This is a genomic window from Spirosoma utsteinense (assembly GCF_014282275.1).
Taxonomy (GTDB): domain Bacteria; phylum Bacteroidota; class Bacteroidia; order Cytophagales; family Spirosomataceae; genus Spirosoma; species Spirosoma utsteinense.
In genome coordinates, this window is the sequence record NZ_VFIA01000016.1 from 23,165 (window position 1) to 45,491 (window position 22,327).

Sequence of the window (22,327 nt, forward strand, 5' to 3'; positions counted from 1 at the left end):
GCCCTAGGAACTGAAATTCTTTATCAACTCATCAGGCCCTGTACATTGTTTACAAATTAAAACCTAGTTCTTGCCGCTTCCCTGGGTAGCAGCAGGCTGAGTAGCCCGCTTCTGCTGCTGCATTGGGTTTGGCGCTGCTCCACCACCACGCTGCTGTTGTCTGAACAACTGAAAGCGCGTTGGAGCTGCCATCCGTGGGAACGCGTTGTTCTCCGTGTCGATGTCCGCAATCTCCTGATAAGGGTCAAGAATCCACTGCGTCACCTTCTTGGGCGTTGCAATCACTTTCTTGATCGACACATCGTTGAAGCGCCAGATCTCGGCCGGGAAACGGGCTACCGAATCGGTGCCGTCTTCGAACTGCATCCGGATGATAACCGGCATGGGCAACCCGCCTTTGTTCTTCAGCGACAGGGTGTAAAAGTTCGTTGCTGCGTTCGTTTCGAGAGTCTTTCGCTCGTCTTCGCTCAACGTAGCCAGGTAATCCTGGTACTTTTTCTTATCGGCATCCGTGACCGTGTAGGGGTCGTAGTTATTGTAAAAGTCTTTCATGGAGGAGTCTTTCGCAACAACTGATTCTGCCTGGGTAGCCGCATCGCGCTGCTTGCTGATCGTACCAGCGCGACGTTTGGCTTCAGCCCGGGCAGCCGCTTTGGTTACTTCCGGATTACCCGAATCGACCTGAAACCAATCGACTTCTACCAGGTCCTGATCTACCGGCTCAACGCCGTAGAACCAGCCTTTCCAGAACCAGTCGAGGTCAACCCCCGATGCATCTTCCAGCGTACGGAACAAGTCGGCGGGCTCGGGTGATTTGAACGCCCACCGGCGCGCATATTCTTTAAAGGCATAGTCGAACAGTTCGCGGCCCATTACCGTCTCCCGCAGGATGTTCAGCGCCGTAGCTGGTTTGGCGTACGCATTTGGCCCAAGACCAATGACGTTGTCAGACGAGGTCATGATCGGCGACAGCACCGCTTTGTCTGATTTCATATAATCGACAATCAGTTGAGGCTCACCACGACGGGTTGGGTAGTTAAAATCCCACTCCTTTTCGGCCAGATACTGGCAGAATGTGTTCAGGCCTTCGTCCATCCAGGTCCACTGGCGCTCGTCGGAGTTGACGATCATGGGGAAGAAGTTGTGCCCTACTTCGTGAATGATAACGCCGATCATACCGTATTTCACCGCTTCGCTATATGTCCCGTCCGCTTCCGGCCGACCACCATTGAACGAGATCATCGGGTATTCCATACCGCCACCCGCCGTCGCGTGGCAGGAGATAGCTACTGGGTACGGGTATTTGATGGTCCGGTTACCGTATGATTTCAGCGTATGCTCTACTACGCGGGTCGAATACTGACCCCATAGCGGGTTACCCTCTTTCGAATAAAACGACATGCTCCAGATCTTGTGGCCATCGCCATAAACGTCGGTTTGCATGGCGTCCCAAATGAACTTACGGCTGCTGGTAAAGGCAAAGTCACGAACGTTCTGCGCGTTATAGACCCAGGTTTTCTTGCCTTTGGCATCGCCGGGTTTGGCTTTCTCGGCGGCTTCGGCTTCCGCCTGCGTCACAATAACGACGGGTGATTTAGACGTAGCGGCCTGGGCCATGCGCTTTTGTTGCGCAGCCGTCAATACCTGCTTGTAGTTCTGACACTCACCCGTAGCGCCAACAATATGGTCATTCGGTACCGTGATGGCTACTTTGTAGTTGCCAAAGATGAGCGTGAACTCGCCCTGTCCCAGAAACTGCTTGTTCTGCCAGCCATTTACGTCATTGTAAGCGCACAGGCGGGGAAACCAGTGGGCAATGAAGTAATTGTAGTTGCCGTCTTTAGCAAAAAACTCCATTCCGCTCCGACCGTAGTACTCGGTGATGAAGTAGTTCCAGTCGACGTTGAACGAATAGCTGCCGCCGGGCTTAATGGCCGCTGGCAGATCGACCCGCATCATGGTCTGGTTAATGGTGTATTGCAACGTTTTACCTGACTTGGCATCTTTAACCGACACAATCTTATAACCGTATTTGTCAGACGCCTGCTGGCTGCTGCGCTCCCGAACCGATGTCAGGTTCTGCAACTGTGCGAAGCTCATCCCGTTTTCGTTGACACCGCCGGTGCGGGTTACGCTGCCGGTCGAGCCTTTTGCAAACAGGTTCTGATCGAGCTGAAGCCAGATAAAAGGCAGTGCATCGGTCGAGTTGTTGTGATAGGTAACAGTCTCCGTACCGATGATCTTCTGGTTGGCGTCGTCGAGTTCGACTTTGATGTCGTAGTCGGCGCGGTTCTGGAAGTAGTCTTTCCCCGGCGCGCCCGATGCCGTGCGAAAGGTGTTCGGCGTGGGCAGAACCGGGCCGAGCTGCTCAAAACGCGTGTTGGCGTTCTGCGTAGGGGCGGCTGGTGCCTGCGCCATCAAAGCGGCTGACCAGAGGGTTAAGCCTGCCATGAGCACTAGTTTTTTCATAGTCGATTGGAATAAAAGATAGGTTAGTTTCGGCCAGTACCTTGTTTAGCCGGTGGCTGCTGCTGCCGTTGCTGCTGCATTGGGTTCGGCGCTGCTCCGCCACCGCGTTGCTGTTGTTTGAATAGCTGGAACCGCGACGGCTGCGAAACCGGCGGAAATGAGTTGTCTTCCGTGTTGATATCGGCGATTTCATAGAACGGATCGAGGGTCCATTGCTTCACCTTCTTCGTAGTCGCCACCACTTTCTTGATCGATGCGTCGTTGAAGCGCCAGATTTCGGCCGGGAAACGGGCTACTGAATCGGTGCCGTCTTCGAACTCCATCCGTACAATGACCGGCATAGGGATACCACCCTTATTTTGCAGCGACAGTGTGTAGAAGTTAGTGCCGGCTTCGGCCTGGGTGCGCTCCTCGGGGGTTAGCGTTGCTAGATAATCCTGGTATTTCTTCTTATCCTCGTCCGTAACGGCGTAGGGATCGTACCGGTTATAGAAGTCCTTCATGGTGCTGTCCTGCGCCACAACCGACTGATCTTTGCTCGCTGCATCACGCTGCTTGCTGATAGTGTTGGCTCGCTTCTGGGCAGCTGCACGGGCTTCCGCTTTGGTGATTTCGGGATTCTGCGAGTTAGGCTGGAACCAGTCCACTTTCACCAGCGACTGATCGACGGGTTGTACGCCGTAGAACCAGCCCTTCCAGAAAAAGTCCAGGTCAACACCAGAGGCATCTTCCATCGTGCGGAAGAAGTCAGCGGGTTCGGGTGATTTGAACGCCCACCGGCGGGCATATTCTTTAAAGGCGTAGTCGAACAGTTCGCGGCCCATGATCGTCTCCCGCAGGATGTTCAGCGCCGTAGCGGGTTTGCTGTAGGCATTTGGACCGAAGGTACCCGGCAGGATATTGTCCGAGCTGCTCATAATGGGCATCTGCTTGCTTGAATCGAGCTGCATGTAGGGCACGATCGACTGCGGTTCGATACCACGCGCCGGGAAGTTGGCATCCCATTCCAGACAGGCCAGCCCTTCCAGAAAGCTGTTCAGGCCCTCATCCATCCACGACCACTGGCGTTCGTCGGAGTTGACGATCATGGGGAAGAAGTTGTGCCCCACTTCGTGAATGACAACCAGGATCAGGAAGTTCTTGGTGCCTTCCGAGTAGGTGCCGTCTGCTTCGGGGCGGGCACCGTTAAACGACATCATCGGATATTCCATACCACCCACGGGTCCGTGGACCGAATACGCTACCGGGTACGGGTAAGCGATAGTTCGGCGGGAGTAGGAGCGGAGGGTATGCGCAATAAGCCGGGTCGAGTACTGACCCCATAACGGGTTAGCTTCTTTAGGATAGAGCGACATCGCCCACACGCGTTTTCCTTCAATGTTGGGTTGCAGGGCGTCCCAGATAAATTTCCGGCTGCTGGAGAACGCGAAATCGCGGACGTTGTCGGCTTTGTATACCCAGGTTTTTGTACCGGTTGGCTTGCCTTTTTCAGCGGCTTCGGCTTCGGCCTGGGTTACAATCAATACGGGGTTCTCGCCGGGCTTGTCGCCCTTCGCTTTAGCTTCGTTCCAGCGTTTCTGCTGGGTAGCGCTCAGCACCTGAGACGTGTTCTGGAGTTCGCCGGTTGCGCCAACGACGTGGTCGTTCGGAGCGGTGATGGCTACCTTATAGTTGCCGAAGATGAGCGTGAACTCGCCCTGTCCCAGAAATTGCTTGTTCTGCCAGCCATATACGTCATTGTAAGCACACAGGCGGGGAAACCACTGGGCAATTTCATAGACGTAGTTGCCATCTTTCGGGAAAAACTCGTAGCCCGAGCGGCCACCGGCTGCTTTAGCGTCGATGATGTTGAAGTTCCAGTCGATTGAGAAGGAAACCGTTTTGCCCGGCGCTACCGCCTGCGGCAAATCGATCCGCATCATGGTTTCATTAATGGTGTACTTGAGCGCTTTACCCGCCTGATCCCGTACCGATGTGATTTTGTGGCCGTAGTCTTTACCCTTCAAAGCCGCGCTGGGGTCCAGTTGCCGCATGGAGGATCCCTGTTCGGCGTTGATGCTGTTGGTCCGGGCAATATTGCCGGTCGCATCAGGTTTGAACAGGTTCTGATCCAGCTGCAGCCACAGGAAGGGCAGGGCGTCGGTCGAGTTGTTGTGGTAGGTGATCGTCTCGGAGCCGGTGATTTTCTGTTTCGTATCGTCGAGCGTCGCTTTAATGTCGTAGTCGGCGCGATTCTGAAAGTAATCTTTTCCGGGCGCACCTGATGCTGTACGGAAGGTATTGGGCGTTGGTAACATAGGCCCAAGTTGCTCAAAGCGCGTATTGGCACGCTGTGTTGGTGCCTGTGCTTGTGCCATACCCATTGGAATGGTCAAACACGTCACCAGCAAAACTATCTTTTGCATAAACAAGGATATAGTTGTTGATAAGAAGGGTAAAAGTACAAAAAAAAGAGGTTGTGCCGTTTCAAATATGATAAACGGAGGAGGGAGTCTACCGGTTGATGATCAGTGATAAGGCCATGCCAGTCACAATCCCTGAGACGATGAGGGTCCAGCGTAACCGGCTTGTACGGAGCAGATCGATTACCACATAGGCCAACCCCAGAATCAGTCCTACAATGACTAGCTGACCAAGCTCCAGCCCGATGTTGAAGGCCAGTAATGGTTCAACGATGCTGGCTTCGCGCCCCAGTAAGCTACGCAGGTAATTGGAGAAACCCATTCCATGAATCAGTCCAAAAGCCAGCGCCAGGCCATATCGCCAGGGGCGGGTTGGTTCCTTACCGGCATTAGCAGACATCAGGCGCGTTCGGGGCTCCTTGTAAAAGAAATTAGTGATGGCTGTGATAAGGATCGTAATCGGAATAAGCAGCTCGATGAAATCAGTACTGTATTCGATAAGCCGAAGGGTAGCCAGAGCAAGGGTAATGGAATGGCCAATGGTGAATGCCGTAACCAGAATGAGCACCTGCCGCCACTGCCGAAGGGTATAAATGGCGCATAGCGCTACCACGAACAGGATATGGTCGTACCCGCGCGGGTCGGTGATGTGGTCGAAGCCTAAGCCGAGGTAGATGAAAAAGTCACTCATTCCTTGAACCAGTCCGCATACATAACGTAGTTATTGGCCGTCCGGGCAAAAATTTCGGCCTGCTCGGGCGAAACGGCTTTCAGGAGCCGGGCCGGATTTCCTGCGTAGATAGAGCCGGGCGGTACCACCGTATGCTGGGTAACAATAGCTCCGGCGGCAACGATACTGCCGGTACCAATCACCGCTCCGTCCATAACGATAGCCCCCATGCCGATGAGTACGTTGTCTTCAACCGTACAGCCATGAACGATGGCGTTGTGGGCAATAGAAACGTTGCTGCCAATGGTCGTCTTAAACCGCTGGTAGGTACAGTGAATAACGGCACCATCCTGAATGTTGGTCCGGTCGCCAATGGTAATGCTGTTGACATCGCCCCGAACAACGGCATTGAACCAGACGGTGCAGTCGCGACCCATCGTTACATCGCCAATGATGGTTGCGTTATCGGCAAACCAGCAGTTGTCGCCAGTTTTGGGATGGATACCGCGAACGGGTTTGATTAGTGCCATGCCGTAAAGGTAAGGAGCGTTTACGGGTGACTCAACAACAAAAGGGCCGATTCTGTTGAACCGGCCCTTTTTGTTACTTACATTCTAATCGAAGCGATTATTTCTTATCGACTTTGTCGACCAGTTTTTCCATAGCATCTTCGATGTCATCGACGACGCGGTTGGTTTCGCGTTTCACTTTTTTCAGGTCATCGTCACTGGCCCGTTGCACCTTGTAATAGGAATCAGTGAGCTGGCGACGCTTGTCTTCGAGGTCTTTAACTTTATCCTGACGTTTTTGACGATCCTTGCGGCTCTCGTTTTTAACATCGGCTTTGGACTCCTCGATCTGCTCATCAAGTTTGTCCATCTGTTCCGAAATCCGGTCGGTTAGCTCACGCTTGTCGCGGTCGCTATCACGATTGCTGGACCGGTCGCGGTCATCACGGCTGTCCCGATCGTTCCGATCCCGTTCGTCGCGGCTGTTATTCCGGTCATCGTCCCGACGGGAACTGCGATCGTCGTCCCGGTTCCGGTCATTATCCCGGTTGCTGTTGCGCGAGTTCCGGTCGTCGTCACGGTCCTGCCTGTCGTTGCGGTTATTGTCATGGCGGTCGTCGTATCGGCTGCTGGATCGATCATCGCGTGAGTTCCGGTCATCCCGGTCGCGGCTGTCGCGATCATCGTAGCGGCTTCGGCTATCACGCGAGTCGCGGTCGTCATTACGACGGGCGCTCCGGTCATCGTCACGGTCACGATCGTTCGTACGGCTATCGCGTGAATCGCGGTCGTCATAACGGCTCCGGCTATCGCGTGAGTCACGGTCGTCATACCGGCTGCTCCGCGAATCGCGATCGTTGTTGTTCTGGCTGTACGAATCGCGGTCACGGTTGTCATCTGACCAGCTGCTCCGGTCACGGTCATCGTATCTATTGCTACTGGAACTGCGCTCGTTGTCCCGGTCGTTATCAGCGTAGCGGTTGTTGTACGAATCGCTACCCGACATGCGGCTTGGGCTGTTTTCATTCCGACCTCCGCTGCTGTAGGGGTTGCGGTATGAATCGCTGGTTCGCGAATTGCTGCGACTATCGCGGTCATTCCGGCTACTGCTCAGATTGCGGTCATTATTTCGGCGGCTGAACAAGCCACCTTCACGGTCTTTGTCCCGATCCTGATCGCTGTCCCGGTTTCTATCGTTTCGGCTCATTGAGCGTTCTTCGTCTCTGTCCCGACGGTCGCTGTCGGTCGTACGATCCCGCGAATCCCGACTGTTACTGCTACGTTGTGATACATCCTGACGCTCGGGTCCCGAGCCGCCATAAAGCCATTTTTCGGTGGTAGCGCATGAGGATAAGCCTACCGTTGCGGCCAGCATGGTGGCAACTATCCATGTTTTCCTTTTCATAACGTTGTAGTAGTCTATTGGTAATGATGATATAATATTCGGCTCAAAAAGTGTACCAGTGCCGTTTGTCGCTGTAAACACGGTATAAGGGCCTGTTGTTGGGCAGTAGTTCTACAGTTTTTGTAGAACTACTGCCCGATCATCATCAGTTTATCAACAAGGTACCTGCCCCGCTATAGCTCCGATATTCACCGTTATACATAGCATCGGCCGATATGGGACCGATTATAAATCGTCCCTTTGTCGTAGCACGGGCCAGATAATAAAACGTCCTGGGATTGCTGTCGGCATTGGTGTAAAAGTTGATCCGATCGTCGCGCAGATCGAAATGGTCTGGTGTCGTCGTGGCTTTGATCCAGGGCATATCCCGTTGTTCGCTAAGCCGGGGATTCTCTACCTCCAGACCGGCAGGCAGCAGATCGGTGATAACGACGTTCTCGATGTTCAGTCCGGTCTGACTCGTTAAGGTGACTTTCACGATCACCAGATCATTCTGTCGAACTGTCCCTGCAATGGGTTTGCCATCGCGGTTCAGGTACTGCCGACGGATCTGTAATCCTGCATCTGTTTCGGGTATCTTTCCCTGCATAGGCACACCTTCACTTTGGGCAAAGTAGTAGATGTTTCCTGATCCTTTAGCATTTAGCAGGAGGGGTACGTTGGTAGGCAGGCGGTTCAGGTTGACGAACGCGCCGGTCAGGTTCCCCAGCGGCTTATTTCCGGCCAGCAGCGTGGCCGTAGCCGTATTGCCGGCGTTCTGGCGGGCAATTTTGCCCAGTGCGAGGAAAGCAAAAGCGGCTTCCTGAGTATTGAGGTAGGTGCTTTGGCGCAAGGCCGTTGACAGTTGCCGGGCAAGCGTTGGAATCTGAAGGTTGTTAGGGTCGGTATCTGCGAGCACGTCGAGAACCAGGGCGAGATTACGCAGGGGCGACGCATAACTGCCGCCGGTCTGGCGCTCCATCGGCTGATCTACAAACTGCCTGGGTAACAAAGCCGCGAAACTGCGTGAATCACCAAGCCGGTAAAAGGCCGCGGCCAGCAGGTAGCGGCTATCGAGGGTGAGGGTGGGCCCCGTTTTTTGAAGAGCCGCTTCTTTGTAGTAATTCATAGCTGGCCGGTTGGGCCTGCCTGCTACCGACAACGTATACAGCCCGTAGATGGCTGTCCGGCTGGCTACTTTCCGAACCGTCTGTCTGCCCGATTCGTCGAACGTGACGGTACTTTCGGTCGATGGGTTATTGGTGAAGGTGGTCAGGAAGTCGATAGCCGAACTAAGTACCGATGGTCGAACCTCATAGCCAGCTTCCTGCGCTTCGGAGAGAAAGTGCAGTGCATAAGCCGACGCCCACATATCGACGCCCGCCCCGCTAAACCGATTTTGACCTGTACTGGCTCCGGTCGCTCCCGGCCACATCGCAAAGCCACCCGTCTGTAATTGCAGGCTTTCTACTTTCTGTACAGCTTCCCGCACTGTAGTAGTCGGGTTGAAATCACTCTCCCCCGACCTGACGAAGTAGGTATGGCTGCCAAACTGTTTCGTCAGATCGGCAAAATACAGTTGCGGAAATGCTTTTGAGATCGTCTGCTCAATGCAGCCGTGTGGATATCCAAGCAGGTAAGACAGCTCCCGGCCATACTGAGCGATCGGCGACCGGCTCAAGGTCATACTGGCCCGCGCCGTACCGGGCAAGAACTGACCGGCCAGTTTCAGCGGCTGTCCCTGTCCACCCGCTACCATCCCTGCTATAGTGATTTTCTGTAAAGAAGCGGCCGGGCGAACTGTTACGTCTGTTTTCTCGGTAAACGTCTCGTTCAGCCCGTTTACCGTTACCAGCACCATACCGGGACCGATGGACTGGCTGGCACTGATCCGGAAGGTAGTGCGTACTTCGCGGCCGGGCTGGATAGTAAGTTTTCGCGTACCAGCGCTATCGGCTGTCAATGGGCCCGTCAGGCTGAGTCTGGCCGTAACGACAGCGGCTTTACTGGTTGTATTGCTGAGATTGACGGGTAACTCAACCTGATCTCCGGGGGTTAGAAACCGGGGAACGCCGGTACTGATCACGATAGGGTCGGCTACTTTTATGTTGCTCGTGGCCGACCCGAAAGCGTTGTCTTTATAGGCCACCGCCATCACCCGCAAATCGCCGGAGAACTGCGGCACATCGATCGAAAACGCTGCTTCGCCGTCCGAGCCTGTTTCCAGAATACCGCTCCAAAGGGCTACGAGTCGCACCCGGCCGTTGCTGAGCGGGTTCACGCGCCGTTCGAGGTCATAGCCATCACCACCGGTACTCGACCGGGCAGACCGCAGGGATAACTCGGGGTAAAGTAACGCGTAGAGATCATGGCTGCCCACCTCCAGCGCGCGTTTCTGATAGAAAAAGCCGTGCGGATCGGGGGTTCTGAAGTTTTTCAACTGTAAAATTCCCTCATCCACCACGGCCACCGTTACCTGCGCATTACGAGCGGTTTTGATGCGAATCGTTTGTTTCGTCTTCGATCGGGACTGTGGGCTGGCTGCTATGCTGATGGGAAGTTGTGTGGCGGGGTTCCCCACCGGAACCGATATATAACCGTGGGCTACCGTAATGGGTAAGTTAGCATCGGCCCCTGCACTGCTGCCGATGGCCCGGATAAGCGTGGCGGTTATGTAGACGTTGGGCAGGTGATCGGCTGTAAGGGCAAAGCTCCACTCAGCTGCTTTGTTGGCCGTCGTTAGCCAGTGATGTTCCAGTACCTGATTCCGTTCCACCGTTACCAGTAGCTTTCCATCAAAAGGGGCCTTGAAAAGAAGGGTGGCCCGGTCGCCGGTTTGATAGGTTGGTTTGTCGAGTGTCATCAATACCTGGCCTTCCTGACTCACATCGAACGAAGACGCCGATGTACTGCCGTAGCCGTAAGCATAAAAACGCGTGGCCGAATAGCCCGTCGATACGCCGGGCTGGCCCAACCGACGGACCCGTATTTCGTACTCACCCGACACGGTAGGTACATACCGGATGGCTGCCTTACCACCCTTGAACGGCAGTGTGTTGCTGTAGACGGATTTCTCCCGTCGCCGGGTAGTGTAATTGACCTGTGATTGATTACCCTCGCCCTTTTTCTCGATCACGGTCTGATAGTCGTACCGGACGATTTCGATTTGGGCCGATGCCGACAGACGCAGCGCACCCGCCGGATCGAGGGCAACGACTTCTGCCGCCAGGGGCGTGCCGGTTGTAACGTACCGATCCGGAATTCGTACGCCATACAGGGTTTCCTGCGTCAGTACGTCGAAGCGCCGGAGCCGGTTAACGGGCCGCCCGTTTTCGTCGAAGACCGTTACGAACAGCTTCCCGTCCAGCAGACCCATGTCCTGGTAAATAGCCGGTAGGAGGAATCGCTCGGTGGCTTGCCCGTTGGCGTTCGTTCGTCCCTGTCGTAACTCTTTGGGGAAAGCGTTCTGCCCGCCTGTTCCCGCAGCCTGATCGCTGGCCATCTTGAAATTGTACTCCTCGTAGCCTTTTGGCGCAAAGATTCTGGGTTTCAGCTGCAACTCCATCTCATAGGCGCGGTCGGCTGCGGGCGGGCCGAACAGGTTCAGGGCCGTTGCCGAAAGCGTGACGGTCTGGCCTGCTTTATACTGGCTTCGGTCGGTGAGAACGTCTACCTTGATGCGGTCAGGTACGAACTCTTCTACACTTACGGATTGAGACGTGAGCAACACCGTATTGGCGTTCAGTACCTCAATGGTGTAGTTGCCCGTTACTACAGCCGGGTCGAGGGGTACATCGGTTGAAATGGCTCCCTGTGCGTTGGTCGTTTTTCGGAACGCGCGTAACTCCCGGCCATTGGGTGTCAATATCCGGATCAGAACGGGGACTTCGGCTACGCTCTGCCACGACTGAGACCGGATAACGGTGTTAAAATGAATGGTTTCGCCGGGGCGGTATATGTCGCGATCGCCGTAAACAAATGCGTTGAACCCCGATTCGTTGTCCCGCTTGCCATCGACCTCGAAACGGGACGTTTCTATCTGCGTATCGGGCAGAAACAGAAAGTTGAAATCATTTGGACTAACCGCATCGCCGGAGCGAGCCGTCAACAGACTGATTTTAAAGCCGGGTGCTTTCTCGCTGACCTTGTCGAACCTGACAAAGCCGCTGCCATCGGTTTTCAGGGAATAAACCGACTGATTATTACTACTAATAAGCGTTACCTCAACACCCTGCATTGGCTCGGTGGTATGGATTGAGTTAGCCCATACGAGTATCTCGTCGTTCGTCTGCCGGGCAACCAGACCGATATCCGATACCGATACCAGTTGGCTTGCCTGTAGGTAAGCCTCCTCTTTTGAAGCAACCGATACCAGATAGATGCCCCGCAGGGGTTGTCCCTGAACCTGCTTTTCGTCGGGGAGGGCCACATTCAGCGCCGAAACGCCCCGCACGGTCGGCAGGTCACCGACGGCCACCGTTTTGTTGACCAGCACATCGCTGAGGTCGGCCTGCTCGTCGGCGCTGTAGGTAAATCCACCGGTGGGTTTCCATTGGCCATCGGCGGCTTCGGCATATTGCTCATAGCGGTTTGAGCGCAGGTAGGTCAGCAGGTTGTTCTCGTAGAGCTTCGCAATCTTCACCTGTACGTTGGGAACGTTAACGATGTTGAGGCCGATATTTCGGGCTCCTTTTGAGGTCAGGTACAACGCTTTGCTGTTGACGAACGATATGCTGGCGGGCATTTTGCCGAAAAACAGATCCCGCGTTACCGGCTCCGTCAGCTTTGTCCCCAATACACCCCGAATCTGATCGGTGAGGGTCAGCACATAGGTATCGGCCTCGGTGAAGTTGCCCCGGATGACGAACCCGTTTTCGGTCAGTTCAGCGGTTGTGGCCACCTGGGGCTGAATCGTATAATACTGGTCCAGCGCACCGGGCTGTAACTCCTGGGTCGTGATAACCCGCACAACGCCCTGCGGGCCACCCGCCCGATTGCCATCGAAACTCGTTTGTACGTCGGCAATGTCGATGGTATACCGCGACGGTATCGCTGTCTTTTGCTCAATGGCCTCCTGGCTGACATACGCTGTGCCGGATACTTTCAGCCCTTTATCGATATGCAGTGTCAATGGTTGTTCATTCCTGGCCTGCGACGACCCGGCGGGGAGGTTGTTGAGTACCAGCGCCATCGTGTGCTGCACGCTGCTGCCTACAACCTGTGTCGTAAGTGCCTGGTCGTTGCTGGTCGCGCTTAGTTTGCCCGATACCTCCGCTGAATTGACGGCGTAGTTGAAGTTAAGCCGGACTTTGGCTACCGGCTGTCCTGACTCAGCCGATCGGGACCACCAGCTTTCGGTACCGGCTAGTTGCAGGTAAGGTGTATGGAACGTGATCGGACTGGCCGACAGGCGCATTTCCTTGGCATCGGTTTGCCTGAGCAGATCACTGGTCAACTCAGCCCGGTAGTCAGTTGCCGGATCGAACGCAACGGCCGGCGAAAACACCAGTTCGTTAGGAGCTGTCCATTTAAACTTACCCCGAACAGCCGGTTTAAACCGGAGATACTGGGTCGAATCCCACTCGTTGATGGCCCTCTCGGCACCAACATTTTTATTGAAGGTGAAGGTCAGGTTTTGGGTCTGCTGGACTTCGTCTTCGAAGTTGCGGCCTACAACGGCTACTTCGTTGAACGACAGCCGGGAACAGCCCAGCCCGACAAAAACAAGACAGAGTAAGGTGTAGGCTAAACGGTGGGTGTAGAGTGCGTTCATGACAGGAAGATATTGGGGCGAATACTAACGAAAAAAACCCATTCCGTTGCTGGATGGGTTTTTCTGTGGCACAGTAAAGCACACGCTGGTTAAGGGCGCGGCAACGGCTGCGTTACTTGGTCGGCGTAAACTGGATATGCATGATTTTCCAGCTGGCACCCTGTTTGGCGCTAACAACGGATATTGCTGCGGTAGACTCCAGGGGTTGCCCCTGAATGGTGCCTTTTACTTTCCAGGTACCGGTCATCACAGCTGAGTCGCTGTTATACTGCCGCGTGCGGGCGTCGGAGACGACACCTGTTTCAATGACGACGAATCCTCCGCCAACACCTTGAACGAGCAGGTCGCCATCCACCGAACTGCCGTCGAAACTGGTCAGGCTAAAATCGCTGGACACCAACTTACCGATCGTAGTAGCATCTTCGTCAAGCATAGCTTTGAAAAAGGCATTGCCAAGGGCTGTTGGGTCCTGTGTGGGGTCGGCGGCTTGCTGAGCAAATGTGGCGGTGGTAATGAAAAAGGCCGCAATGAGGGATAATAGTACTTTCATGAATGAACGGATATAGAGTTTTCAGGCAGGAAAAGTCTTGAAAAATAGTGGTAAAGCCAAATTGTGCTGGCTCTATTCATTTTTTATTGTTACCCGTAAATCGCTGTGCCGCCCCCGGTCGTCGGCGCAGGAAATTTTGAGTTGGCCCGGCCACGGTCTGAAAAATACAGCTTCGTCAGGGCGGGCTCGGCGGTAAAGTTTATCGTTCAGATACCAGAAAACGAGTTGAACATCGTTAGCCGCCTGACAACCCAACTCCAGTTCGGCAGGTTGGGCCGCATCGATAAAGTATTCGCTGCCTTCATTCAGGCTCGTAATGGCTGGCCCCGCCATACCCGATACCCGTTCGCAGGCCGGGTTGTGGGGCGGTATTGGTTCAAAAGGGATGTGGCGGCTTTGGTAAAAGGTAACCAGATCGGGCGTTAAGTTAGGGTATGAACGGCGTACCCAGCCGGAGTCGGGCCGGCAGTGCGGGCAGTAGGCCAGCGTTCTGGCTGCGTTCGTGAATACCACTTTTCGGTGCTGACAGGTTCGGTGCCGCGATACACCCATAATTTGGAAATCGGTAACGGGGTTCAGGCAGGAGTCGCCCGGAATATCACCGGTCTCGGGGCAGACGAGCCGCGTCGTGAGTCGGCTGGTTGGGCTGGCGGGTGGCTGAAACCAGCCGTTAGGCGAGTTGTAGTCAAGTGCGTTAAATAACTGAAAGAGCAGCGGTGTGGCTGTATTGGCCCCGCTTAGTTCGGCCACGCCCACCCCCGAAAAATTTCCAATCCACACCCCGATCGTGTACCGCCGATTGTACCCGATACTCCAGGCATCACGCCGACCATAAGACGTTCCTGTTTTCCAGGCGATGCGTGGCAGGTGGTAGCTGTTGTCGAAGTTATTGGGCAGATCGGGGCGAGTGATCTGCGTGAGCGTATGGGTGATCAGATAAGCCGCTTCGGGAGAAAGAATTTTCACGGATTCTACGGCCCGTTTCTGCCCACCGTTGCGGGCGGGGTGAAGGGGGTCCGACGGGGTGGTAAGGGTAAGTGGCATCACCAGGCCGCCGTTGGCCAGCCCTACATACAAGCGTGTCATTTCTTCCAGCGTTACCCCACAACCACCCAGGATCATAGACAATCCCAGGTCTTTCGCCTGTCGTTTTACGGTCGAAAACCCCGCTTTCTGTAACGTCGAAACAAGCGCAGATGTGCCCATTTCCCGCAACAGCGAAACGGCGGGTATGTTGAGGGAGTTGGCGAGGGCAAACGATGCCGTAACGGGTCCGTTGAACTGACGGTCGTAGTTGTCCGGTTCATACCCGCTAAAATTAGTGGGAACATCATTAAGCTTGGTTTTGGGCGTTATAATGCCCGCATCGAACGCCAGCCCGTACAGGATGGGTTTCAGGGCGCTTCCCGGCGATCGTATGGCCCGCACGCCGTCTACCTGCCCCCCGTCGACGGGGTCCCTGAAATCTGACGATCCTACATAAGCTACCACAGCCTGCGTCTGGTTATCCACAATGAGCACGGCTGCGTTGTGGATATCGTTGACCCGGATACGATTGGCGTAGTTCTGCACGAGTTGCTCGGCGGTAGCCTGAATGCCCGGACTTAGTGCCGACCGGATAATAGGCTCTCCCGGCTGTTCGGCTTTAAGCCGGCGCGACAGGTGTGGGGCCAGTTGGGGCGCTTCGTGCCGGTAGGCCGTCAGCGGTTCGTTCAGGGCATCAATCAGGATTGTTTCGTCGTAGACATGCGCGGTCCGGAAGCGATTAAGCCAGCGGTTGCGCTCCTGCATTACCCGCTCGTTATCGACACCCAGGCGCAGGCTCGACGGCCGGTTCGGAATAATAGTGAGCGTAGTTAGTTCGGCCAGGCTGAGCAGTACGGGCGGTTTGCCGAAATACAGCAGCGACGCCGATTTCAGCCCTTCGATATTGCCGCCGTATGGAATCAGGTTCAGGTACAGTTGCAGGATCTCATCCTTCGAATAATGAAGTTCCAGCTGGATGGCCCGGCCCAGTTCGATGAGTTTATTGAGGTAGGTACGCCGACGGGGTTCGAGCAGGCGAACCGTTTGCATCGTAATCGTGGAGGCTCCCGATGTCCGGCGTCCGGCCAGCAGGTTACGCCCGGCAGCCCGTACCATAGACACGGGATTGAAGCCGGGGTGAACGTAAAAATATTTATCCTCTTTGTACAGAATGGCGTCCCGTAAGGTGGGGGTAATGTCAGAAAGTTCGGCATACATCCGCCATTTGTCATCCCGGCTCAGAAATGCGTGCAGGATAGAGCCATCGCGTGCTGTGATGACTGTAGAATAGGGAACAGCAGTGTTGATCGGGAACAGGCTGTCGAGGCCCAACGCGACGAGCAGCGCCAGCCCACAGGCCCTGACCGGTTTGCGCCGGCTAATTTGTTTCAGCCACGTCCAAATGCTTTCCACTGATCAAGTTGATAACTCCGTAAATATGTGTGTTTCTTTGTGGTTCTTCGTCTGCCAGCGTGGCTTCGGAGAGATCAGCCTAAATATACGTTCCTGAACGATGACCATTCAATTTTTTGGTGCAGCCCGTACGGTCACAGGCAGTAAGCACCTGATCACGACAGCCGACGGTACCCGGATTTTGCTCGACTGCGGGCTGTTCCAGGGTATCAACACCGACGAACTCAATCAGCAATTTGGTTTCGATCCGGCCGCAGTAGACTACATGGTGCTGTCACACGCCCATATTGACCATACCGGGTTGATTCCCCGGCTTGTTGCCAAAGGATTCGAAGGACCTATCTATACGACAGCATCTACCATCGATTTGTGTGAGGTAATGCTCATGGATAGTGCCCGGATTCAGGAGCGTGATCTGGAACGGGTCAACAATCGGCGCAGTCGCCGGGGACAGCCTGAACTGGAAGCACTCTACAATGAAAAAGATGTTCAACAGGCGCTCGACCAGATGGTAGCCGTTGGGTACAACAAGCCGTTCGAAATAGGAAAGTCGGTAACGGGACTGCTGACCGATGCGGCTCACCTGCTTGGCAGCGCAGCCATCAGCCTGACCGTCCGTGAGCAGGATAAGACAACGCAACTTGTTTTTAGTGGCGATATCGGCCGCCCGGATGATAAGATCCTGCGTAAACCAGATTCGTTTCCACAGGCGGATTATATCATTTGCGAATCGACCTATGGTGACCGGATACACGAACCCGAACCTGATGTGAAGGCTCATTTACTGCGTATCGTGCACCAGACGTGTGTGGAAAAGCGGGGTAAACTGCTGATCCCCGCGTTTGCTGTCGACCGCACGCAGGAACTGATTTACGCGCTCGATCAACTGGAGACGGAAGGCAAACTGCCTCGCTTACCCGTACACATCGATAGCCCGATGTCGGTGAAAGCAACGCAGGTAATGCGCGATCATGAGGAAGACTTCAATCCCGAGATACTGGCTTATATCAAGCGGGATGGCGATGCGTTCGATTTCAAAAATCTGCATTACGTGTCAGAGGTTGAGGGGTCCAAAGCCATCAACAGCAGTGATGAACCGTGCATCATTATTGCGCCGTCGGGTATGGCCGAAGCGGGTCGGATCAAGCACCACATCAAAAATAACGTCGAGGATCCCAGCACGACCATTCTGATGGTCGGCTATGCGTCGCCGAGTAGCCTTGGCGGTGCCCTGAAGCGGGGAGATAAAGAAGTGGTGATCTTTGGCGAACGGCTTGCGGTAAATGCCCGGATCGAAATTATGGATTCATTTTCGGCCCACGGTGATTACCGCGAAATGCTGCATTTTCTGAGTTGTCAGGACCCTGCGCAGGTTAAAACGGTGTTTCTGGTACACGGTGAGTATGAAAAACAGCTGATCTGGAAAGAAAAGCTAGAGGCAGCTGGCTTTGCGCACGTAGTCATACCCGACATGGAAGAAAAAGTGGATCTGTAGGGGACGAATGTCCATAAAAAAACCCGGCCTCACGGCCGGGTTCAGGAAAGTTGAAAAAGGAAGGGTAATGTCGCTATGTGAATCGAACCCGTGCGAAACAACGGTTTAGTACTACGCGGTACATTTTTCCAAACTGCGCATAACACCATCGTTTAAGTTGCTTTACTTCGTCAGGGATGAGCATTTTTATTGCTTTAGCAAGTTCTTTCTCGAATAAAGCTTTATCGAAACTCACCTTCTGAAGGATGGTTTTGATGTATTCTAACATCGAAAGCATGAGGAATCATTTTTTTAGTTAAAGTGCTAGAGAGATAGATAGAGACTAAAAATCCGTTACTCTCTGGTATATGAAAACGTAACGGCTCACGTTGTTAATTGTTGCTACAAAATAACAATGATGCTTGCAATATTCCGCAAATTTCTTGTATTATTTATTTGTTACTCAACGGCTTGCTTCGGCCAAGTTGCTGAAACTGTTAGTGCTATAGAATTGGGGCCAACTTCTTTTCCGATTGAACGGCCTTTCGCTATTTCGGTTACAATAGCGAACAGTGAGACTCGGCCGGTTCTGGTGTTCCCTGATATCCCGGGTTTCGTTAAAAAAGGGATTCTGACCAGTGTGACATCACCCGATATCAACGAAAAAAAAGCTGGTAGTCAGATTATTACCCAAAATTACCAGGCGCGGGCAGCGGGCCGATTTATACTGGCTCCTTTTACTATTACGGTTGAGGGAACGGTACTGAGATCAGAAGGAGCGGTGCTGATTGTACGGGCGTCGGCAACCGCATCGGTACCCAATACAACAACCGTGGTCAACAACCTCCCCCCACCCGGGGGCGCAGCGTTTATGGCATTGCGGGCCTCTAAAGCTACGGTCTACACAGGCGAAGGTGTAGGGTTGACACTGTCCTTCTTTGTTGCTGATAATTACCCCTACCAGTTGAATTTTACGGCCCTCGACCGGCAGCTGCAGGCCATCATCAAGAAAATCCGACCTGCGAATGCCTGGGAAGAAAATAGGCCCATTACGGAACTGAAGCCCGTTCCGGTATTGATTGGGGGCAAAAAATTCCGGGAGATCCAGTTGTATCAATCTGTTTTCTATCCGCTCGCCACCCGGTTGCTGACCCTGCCGGCTGTTACACTCTACCTGATCCGACCCCGTCCTAAAATTGGTCCTCCATCTGCCGAAGCAGAAACCGAAAGAGTCCTGTTCAGCAGCAAACCACTTACCATTGCCGTCCGGGCCTTGCCCCAACATCCGTTGCGGGGGCAGGTAGCCGTTGGCTCATTTCGGTTGAACGAGCAGCTGGAACGGAAGCACGTTCAGGTAGGCCAGAGTATTCGTTATAGGTTTTCTATTGCGGGAGAAGGTAACATCGCTACCCTGCCAGCACCCGTGGAACTGGCTAAATCAACGGATATCGACATATTCCCGCCCAAAGAACAACATAGCCTCAAACACACCGGCAATCAGGTGGATGGACAGAAGACATTCACTTATTTTATTGTGCCCCGTCAAAATGGTACTATTTCACTGGCCGACCATTTTCAGTGGATCTATTTCGACCCGCAACGGGCGCGCTATGACACGCTGCGACCTCGGGTTCGATTGGAGGCCGGAGGGGCCGATGTAGCCGCGCTGGCAACCGATTCGGTACCTATAGCAACGTCGGCCGAGTCGGTCGATGGTACGTTGTCAGCTTCGTCGGCGGGGCGATCTCTGTACACGGGCATCAGTACGCTCGACAGCACCTATCAGCCGATCAGTATTCCGGTTTTGATTCGGTCTGTAGCCAATGTATTGATTGTATTAATGCTGTTGGGGATGATCTTTGTGTTTTTTAGGAGATAAAGGCGGTAGCGTGCAGACGTCAGTGTTTGTGCGAGGCACCTATCGGTTCTTTCGGTAGCTATTATTTTGTCACATGAGTAGTACATACGGGACAGTATTCAAGATTTCTACATTTGGTGAATCGCACGGGCCGGGTATTGGTGTTATCATCGATGGATGCCCGGCGGGTCTGGCGTTCGACACTGATTTTATTCAGCAGGAGTTGACCCGGCGCAAACCCGGTCAGTCACGTATTACCACCCAACGGCGCGAAGCCGACGAGTTCGAAGTACTGTCGGGCGTGTTCGAAGGGCAGACGCAGGGTACGCCCATCGCACTGCTTATCCGCAACACCGATCAGCGCAGCAAAGATTACGGTCATATTGCCCAGCAGTTCCGGCCTTCGCACGCCGATTATACCTATCAGGTTAAATATGGCTCCCGCGACTACCGGGGTGGCGGACGTTCGTCGGCTCGCGAAACGGCGGCCCGCGTGGCCGCTGGTGCCGTAGCCAAGCTCTTGCTACGCCAGCAGGGTGTTCAGATCCAGGCTTACGTGTCGCAGGTGGGAACGCTGAAACTAGGAAAAGCATACACGGAGATGAACCTCGCCCTGGCCGAAGAGAATGCCGTTCGCTGCCCCGATCCCGAAACTGCAGAGCGGATGTTTCAGTACATCGACGACGTTCGTAAGCAGGGTGACTCCGTCGGCGGTGTCGTCGATTGTGTGGCTACAGGCGTTCCGGTTGGCTGGGGCGAACCCGTTTTCGATAAACTACACGCCGAGCTGGGTAAAGCCATGCTTAGCATCAATGCCGTAAAAGGGTTTGAATATGGCAGCGGATTCGCCGGGGTGGAGCAACTGGGTTCAACACACAACGACGAGTTCTATATCGAAGCGGGAGCCGGGTCGGAGCCGGGCCGGGTTCGCACCAAGACCAACCAGTCGGGTGGTATTCAGGGGGGCATCAGCAACGGCGAAGACATCTATTTCCGGACAGCTTTCAAGCCGGTAGCTACCATCATGCAGGATCAGGACAGCGTGGACGTAAACGGTGATCCGGTTACGGTTTCGGGTAAAGGCCGGCATGATCCCTGCGTAGTTCCCCGCGCCGTACCTATCGTGGAAGCTATGGCAGCACTGGTCCTGGCCGACATGTATTTGCGAAATAAGCTGGCGCGTGTGTAGTGGTTGGACGATCCCGTTTGTGCCGGCTGAAGTAATCTTGTCTGTGGCTAACACGAACGACTTCTCTGGTCGAAATCAGGAGAGTAACGTGAATTCGAGATTAAGCTGCCTTTTTTTGGCCCGTTAGGGCCTTTACAGCGCAGCGTCGGTAGGATAATTTGGTTTCAGCAGCGTCCATGTACCGTCAGGTATATAAGGCTTTTGTCTACCGACGCTGCGCTGTGAAGGCCCTACGGGCCAAATCTAACTATCTGACTCGGAGTCGCAGCACGATGTGCCTCAAAAGTGCAGGATTTACCCCACGCTTAACGAATGACTAATGCTGATTTCGACGGTCGAAAAAAACGGACTATTTCTTCCGGAAAACAGCCTGCATGATCGCAAAGCCCAGAAAGCCGAAGCCGACAGCCTGCGCCGAAATACCACTCGTGAGCAGGGTGCCTGTTGCTTCCCACTGGTGGCGCTTCCCATAAGCGCCCAAACCAGTCAGGGTAAGGCCCGATAGCCAGAAGAAAGCCGCCAGTAGTATAAATTTGTTTTTGATAGTAACCATTGTTCCGTCGATTCGGTAAGACTGTCTCGCTCAACGACCTTGAACGTCCGTATCTCTTTAGGTTTCCTGACTCGTCCGCTGCTGATCCTGCTCCTAATGCCGGGGCTGGTGATTGCGCAACCCGAAATGGCGCGGTTTTCGTTCCGGCGGGGCCTAATGGGTACCCAGTTTACCCTGACGTTTTTTGCGCCGGATAGTCTGACCGCCCGGCGGGTCAACGAGGCTGTTAACGCCCGGATGGATTCGCTGAACCAGGTCATGAGCGATTACATGGACGGGTCAGAAATCAACCGCCTGTCGGAAAGCAGCGGACAAAACCGATGGGTACGCGTTTCGCCCGATCTATTCAACGTATTAGAAAAAGCCAAAACCATTGCCCGGCAGTCGAACGGGCGATTTGACCCAACTATCGGCCCGCTCTCGCTCCTCTGGCGACGGGCCGTTCGGCGGGGCGAATTCCCAGCAGCATCGGCCCGGCGGCAGGCACACCGGGCGGTGGGGTATCGATTTATGGGGCTCGATAGCGCAACCCGGTCGGTTAAGTTGCTACGGCCCGGTATGAGGCTGGACGTTGGAGGAATCGGGCAGGGGTTCGCCACCGACGAAGCGGCCCTGCTGCTGCGGAAGCTGGGTATCAACGCCTTTGTGATGGATATTGGGGGCGATGTGCTGGCGGGTGAAGGCAGCTGGACCGTTGCGCTGGACTCCACCGTAATCACGTTACGCAACGCGGCCATCACGACCTCGGGCGATGTATACCGGTACCTCGACTACCGCGGCCGACGCTATTCGCACATTATGAATCCGCGGTCGGGTTTAGGGTTACGGCATTTCGTGCGGGTTACCGTGCAGGCCCCCGATGGCTACCGCGCCGATGCGCTCACCAAAGTATTCAGTGTGGCCCGCAGTAGGGCGTTTGGATGGCATAAAAGCCGTCGGTTACTACGTCGTTTTCCCGGAGTGACGGTACTGATCGTAGAAAACAAACGGGGCCGACTCCGCAAATGGCAGTCGGCCCCGTTTTGATAGACAGCCAAAAGATGGGTACGGAAGGCGT

General features: G+C 54.4%; 14 protein-coding genes. 4 read left to right on the forward strand and 10 right to left on the reverse strand.

What is annotated here, in order from left to right:
* Positions 1–63: 63 nt before the first annotated feature.
* From FH603_RS14250 to pbpC, 8 genes are all read right to left on the reverse strand, one after another.
* Positions 64–2,469 carry a M1 family metallopeptidase gene (locus FH603_RS14250; protein ID WP_186738201.1) on the reverse strand — a complete coding sequence of 802 codons (2,406 nt, stop codon included), beginning with the start codon at positions 2,467–2,469 and terminating at the stop codon, positions 64–66.
* A 23-nt stretch (positions 2,470–2,492) separates the two neighbouring features.
* Positions 2,493–4,874 (reverse strand): M1 family metallopeptidase, encoded by a 2,382-nt coding sequence (locus FH603_RS14255; RefSeq protein ID WP_186738202.1) that lies wholly within the window; start codon positions 4,872–4,874, stop codon positions 2,493–2,495.
* 88 nt (positions 4,875–4,962) lie between these two features.
* Complete coding sequence (locus FH603_RS14260; RefSeq protein WP_186738203.1) at positions 4,963–5,562, reverse strand: HupE/UreJ family protein; 600 nt, start codon at positions 5,560–5,562, stop codon at positions 4,963–4,965.
* Positions 5,559–6,071, reverse strand: coding sequence for a gamma carbonic anhydrase family protein (locus FH603_RS14265; RefSeq protein WP_186738204.1), 513 nt, complete (start codon positions 6,069–6,071; stop codon positions 5,559–5,561). The genes FH603_RS14260 and FH603_RS14265 overlap by 4 nt, the downstream gene beginning before the upstream one ends.
* A gap of 97 nt (positions 6,072–6,168) precedes the next feature.
* Positions 6,169–7,455 carry a hypothetical protein gene (locus FH603_RS14270; RefSeq protein ID WP_186738205.1) on the reverse strand — a complete coding sequence of 429 codons (1,287 nt, stop codon included), beginning with the start codon at positions 7,453–7,455 and terminating at the stop codon, positions 6,169–6,171.
* Between the two features lie 145 nt (positions 7,456–7,600).
* A complete protein-coding gene (locus tag FH603_RS14275; RefSeq protein WP_186738206.1) occupies positions 7,601–13,207 on the reverse strand; it encodes an alpha-2-macroglobulin family protein in 5,607 nt (1,868 codons plus the stop codon).
* A gap of 112 nt (positions 13,208–13,319) precedes the next feature.
* On the reverse strand, positions 13,320–13,757 hold the full coding sequence (locus FH603_RS14280) for a nuclear transport factor 2 family protein (RefSeq protein ID WP_186738207.1): 438 nt from the start codon (positions 13,755–13,757) through the stop codon (positions 13,320–13,322).
* A 72-nt stretch (positions 13,758–13,829) separates the two neighbouring features.
* A complete protein-coding gene (gene pbpC / locus FH603_RS14285) occupies positions 13,830–16,187 on the reverse strand; it encodes a penicillin-binding protein 1C (protein WP_317171206.1) in 2,358 nt (785 codons plus the stop codon).
* Positions 16,188–16,296: 109 nt separating this feature from the next.
* On the opposite strand from pbpC, the gene FH603_RS14290 reads away from it, so the two are divergent.
* Positions 16,297–17,691: an MBL fold metallo-hydrolase RNA specificity domain-containing protein gene (locus FH603_RS14290; protein ID WP_186738209.1), complete on the forward strand. Its 1,395-nt coding sequence runs from the start codon at positions 16,297–16,299 to the stop codon at positions 17,689–17,691.
* 73 nt (positions 17,692–17,764) lie between these two features.
* Here FH603_RS14290 and FH603_RS28595 read toward each other — a convergent pair whose 3' ends face one another.
* Positions 17,765–17,968: a hypothetical protein gene (locus FH603_RS28595; protein ID WP_080237408.1), complete on the reverse strand. Its 204-nt coding sequence runs from the start codon at positions 17,966–17,968 to the stop codon at positions 17,765–17,767.
* Between the two features lie 342 nt (positions 17,969–18,310).
* Between FH603_RS28595 and FH603_RS14295 the strand changes: the two genes are divergently transcribed.
* Both FH603_RS14295 and aroC read left to right on the forward strand, forming a co-directional pair.
* The gene (locus tag FH603_RS14295) at positions 18,311–19,549 is read left to right on the forward strand and encodes a BatD family protein (protein ID WP_317171204.1); all 1,239 of its coding nucleotides are present in this window, start codon (positions 18,311–18,313) and stop codon (positions 19,547–19,549) included.
* A gap of 73 nt (positions 19,550–19,622) precedes the next feature.
* Positions 19,623–20,717: a chorismate synthase gene (gene aroC, locus FH603_RS14300; RefSeq protein ID WP_186738211.1), complete on the forward strand. Its 1,095-nt coding sequence runs from the start codon at positions 19,623–19,625 to the stop codon at positions 20,715–20,717.
* A 349-nt stretch (positions 20,718–21,066) separates the two neighbouring features.
* On the opposite strand, the gene FH603_RS14305 is transcribed toward aroC, so the two are convergent.
* Positions 21,067–21,270: a hypothetical protein gene (locus FH603_RS14305; protein WP_186738212.1), complete on the reverse strand. Its 204-nt coding sequence runs from the start codon at positions 21,268–21,270 to the stop codon at positions 21,067–21,069.
* A 39-nt stretch (positions 21,271–21,309) separates the two neighbouring features.
* On the opposite strand from FH603_RS14305, the gene FH603_RS14310 reads away from it, so the two are divergent.
* Positions 21,310–22,296, forward strand: a complete 987-nt coding sequence (locus tag FH603_RS14310) for an FAD:protein FMN transferase (protein ID WP_235985318.1) — start codon at positions 21,310–21,312, stop codon at positions 22,294–22,296.
* Positions 22,297–22,327 lie beyond the last annotated feature (31 nt).

Excerpts from the sequence above, each read along its gene's own strand:
- FH603_RS14250 (WP_186738201.1), bottom strand. The coding sequence starts at position 2,469 with ATGAAAAAACTAGTGCTCATGGCAGGCTTAACCCTCTGGTCAGCCGCT.
- FH603_RS14255 (WP_186738202.1), bottom strand. The coding sequence starts at position 4,874 with ATGCAAAAGATAGTTTTGCTGGTGACGTGTTTGACCATTCCAATGGGT.
- FH603_RS14270 (WP_186738205.1), bottom strand. The coding sequence starts at position 7,455 with ATGAAAAGGAAAACATGGATAGTTGCCACCATGCTGGCCGCAACGGTA.
- FH603_RS14275 (WP_186738206.1), bottom strand. The coding sequence starts at position 13,207 with ATGAACGCACTCTACACCCACCGTTTAGCCTACACCTTACTCTGTCTT.
- aroC (WP_186738211.1), top strand. The coding sequence starts at position 19,623 with ATGAGTAGTACATACGGGACAGTATTCAAGATTTCTACATTTGGTGAA.
- FH603_RS28595 (WP_080237408.1), bottom strand. The coding sequence starts at position 17,968 with ATGCTTTCGATGTTAGAATACATCAAAACCATCCTTCAGAAGGTGAGT.
- FH603_RS14265 (WP_186738204.1), bottom strand. The coding sequence starts at position 6,071 with ATGGCACTAATCAAACCCGTTCGCGGTATCCATCCCAAAACTGGCGAC.
- FH603_RS14305 (WP_186738212.1), bottom strand. The coding sequence starts at position 21,270 with ATGGTTACTATCAAAAACAAATTTATACTACTGGCGGCTTTCTTCTGG.
- FH603_RS14260 (WP_186738203.1), bottom strand. The coding sequence starts at position 5,562 with ATGAGTGACTTTTTCATCTACCTCGGCTTAGGCTTCGACCACATCACC.
- FH603_RS14290 (WP_186738209.1), top strand. The coding sequence starts at position 16,297 with ATGACCATTCAATTTTTTGGTGCAGCCCGTACGGTCACAGGCAGTAAG.
- FH603_RS14280 (WP_186738207.1), bottom strand. The coding sequence starts at position 13,757 with ATGAAAGTACTATTATCCCTCATTGCGGCCTTTTTCATTACCACCGCC.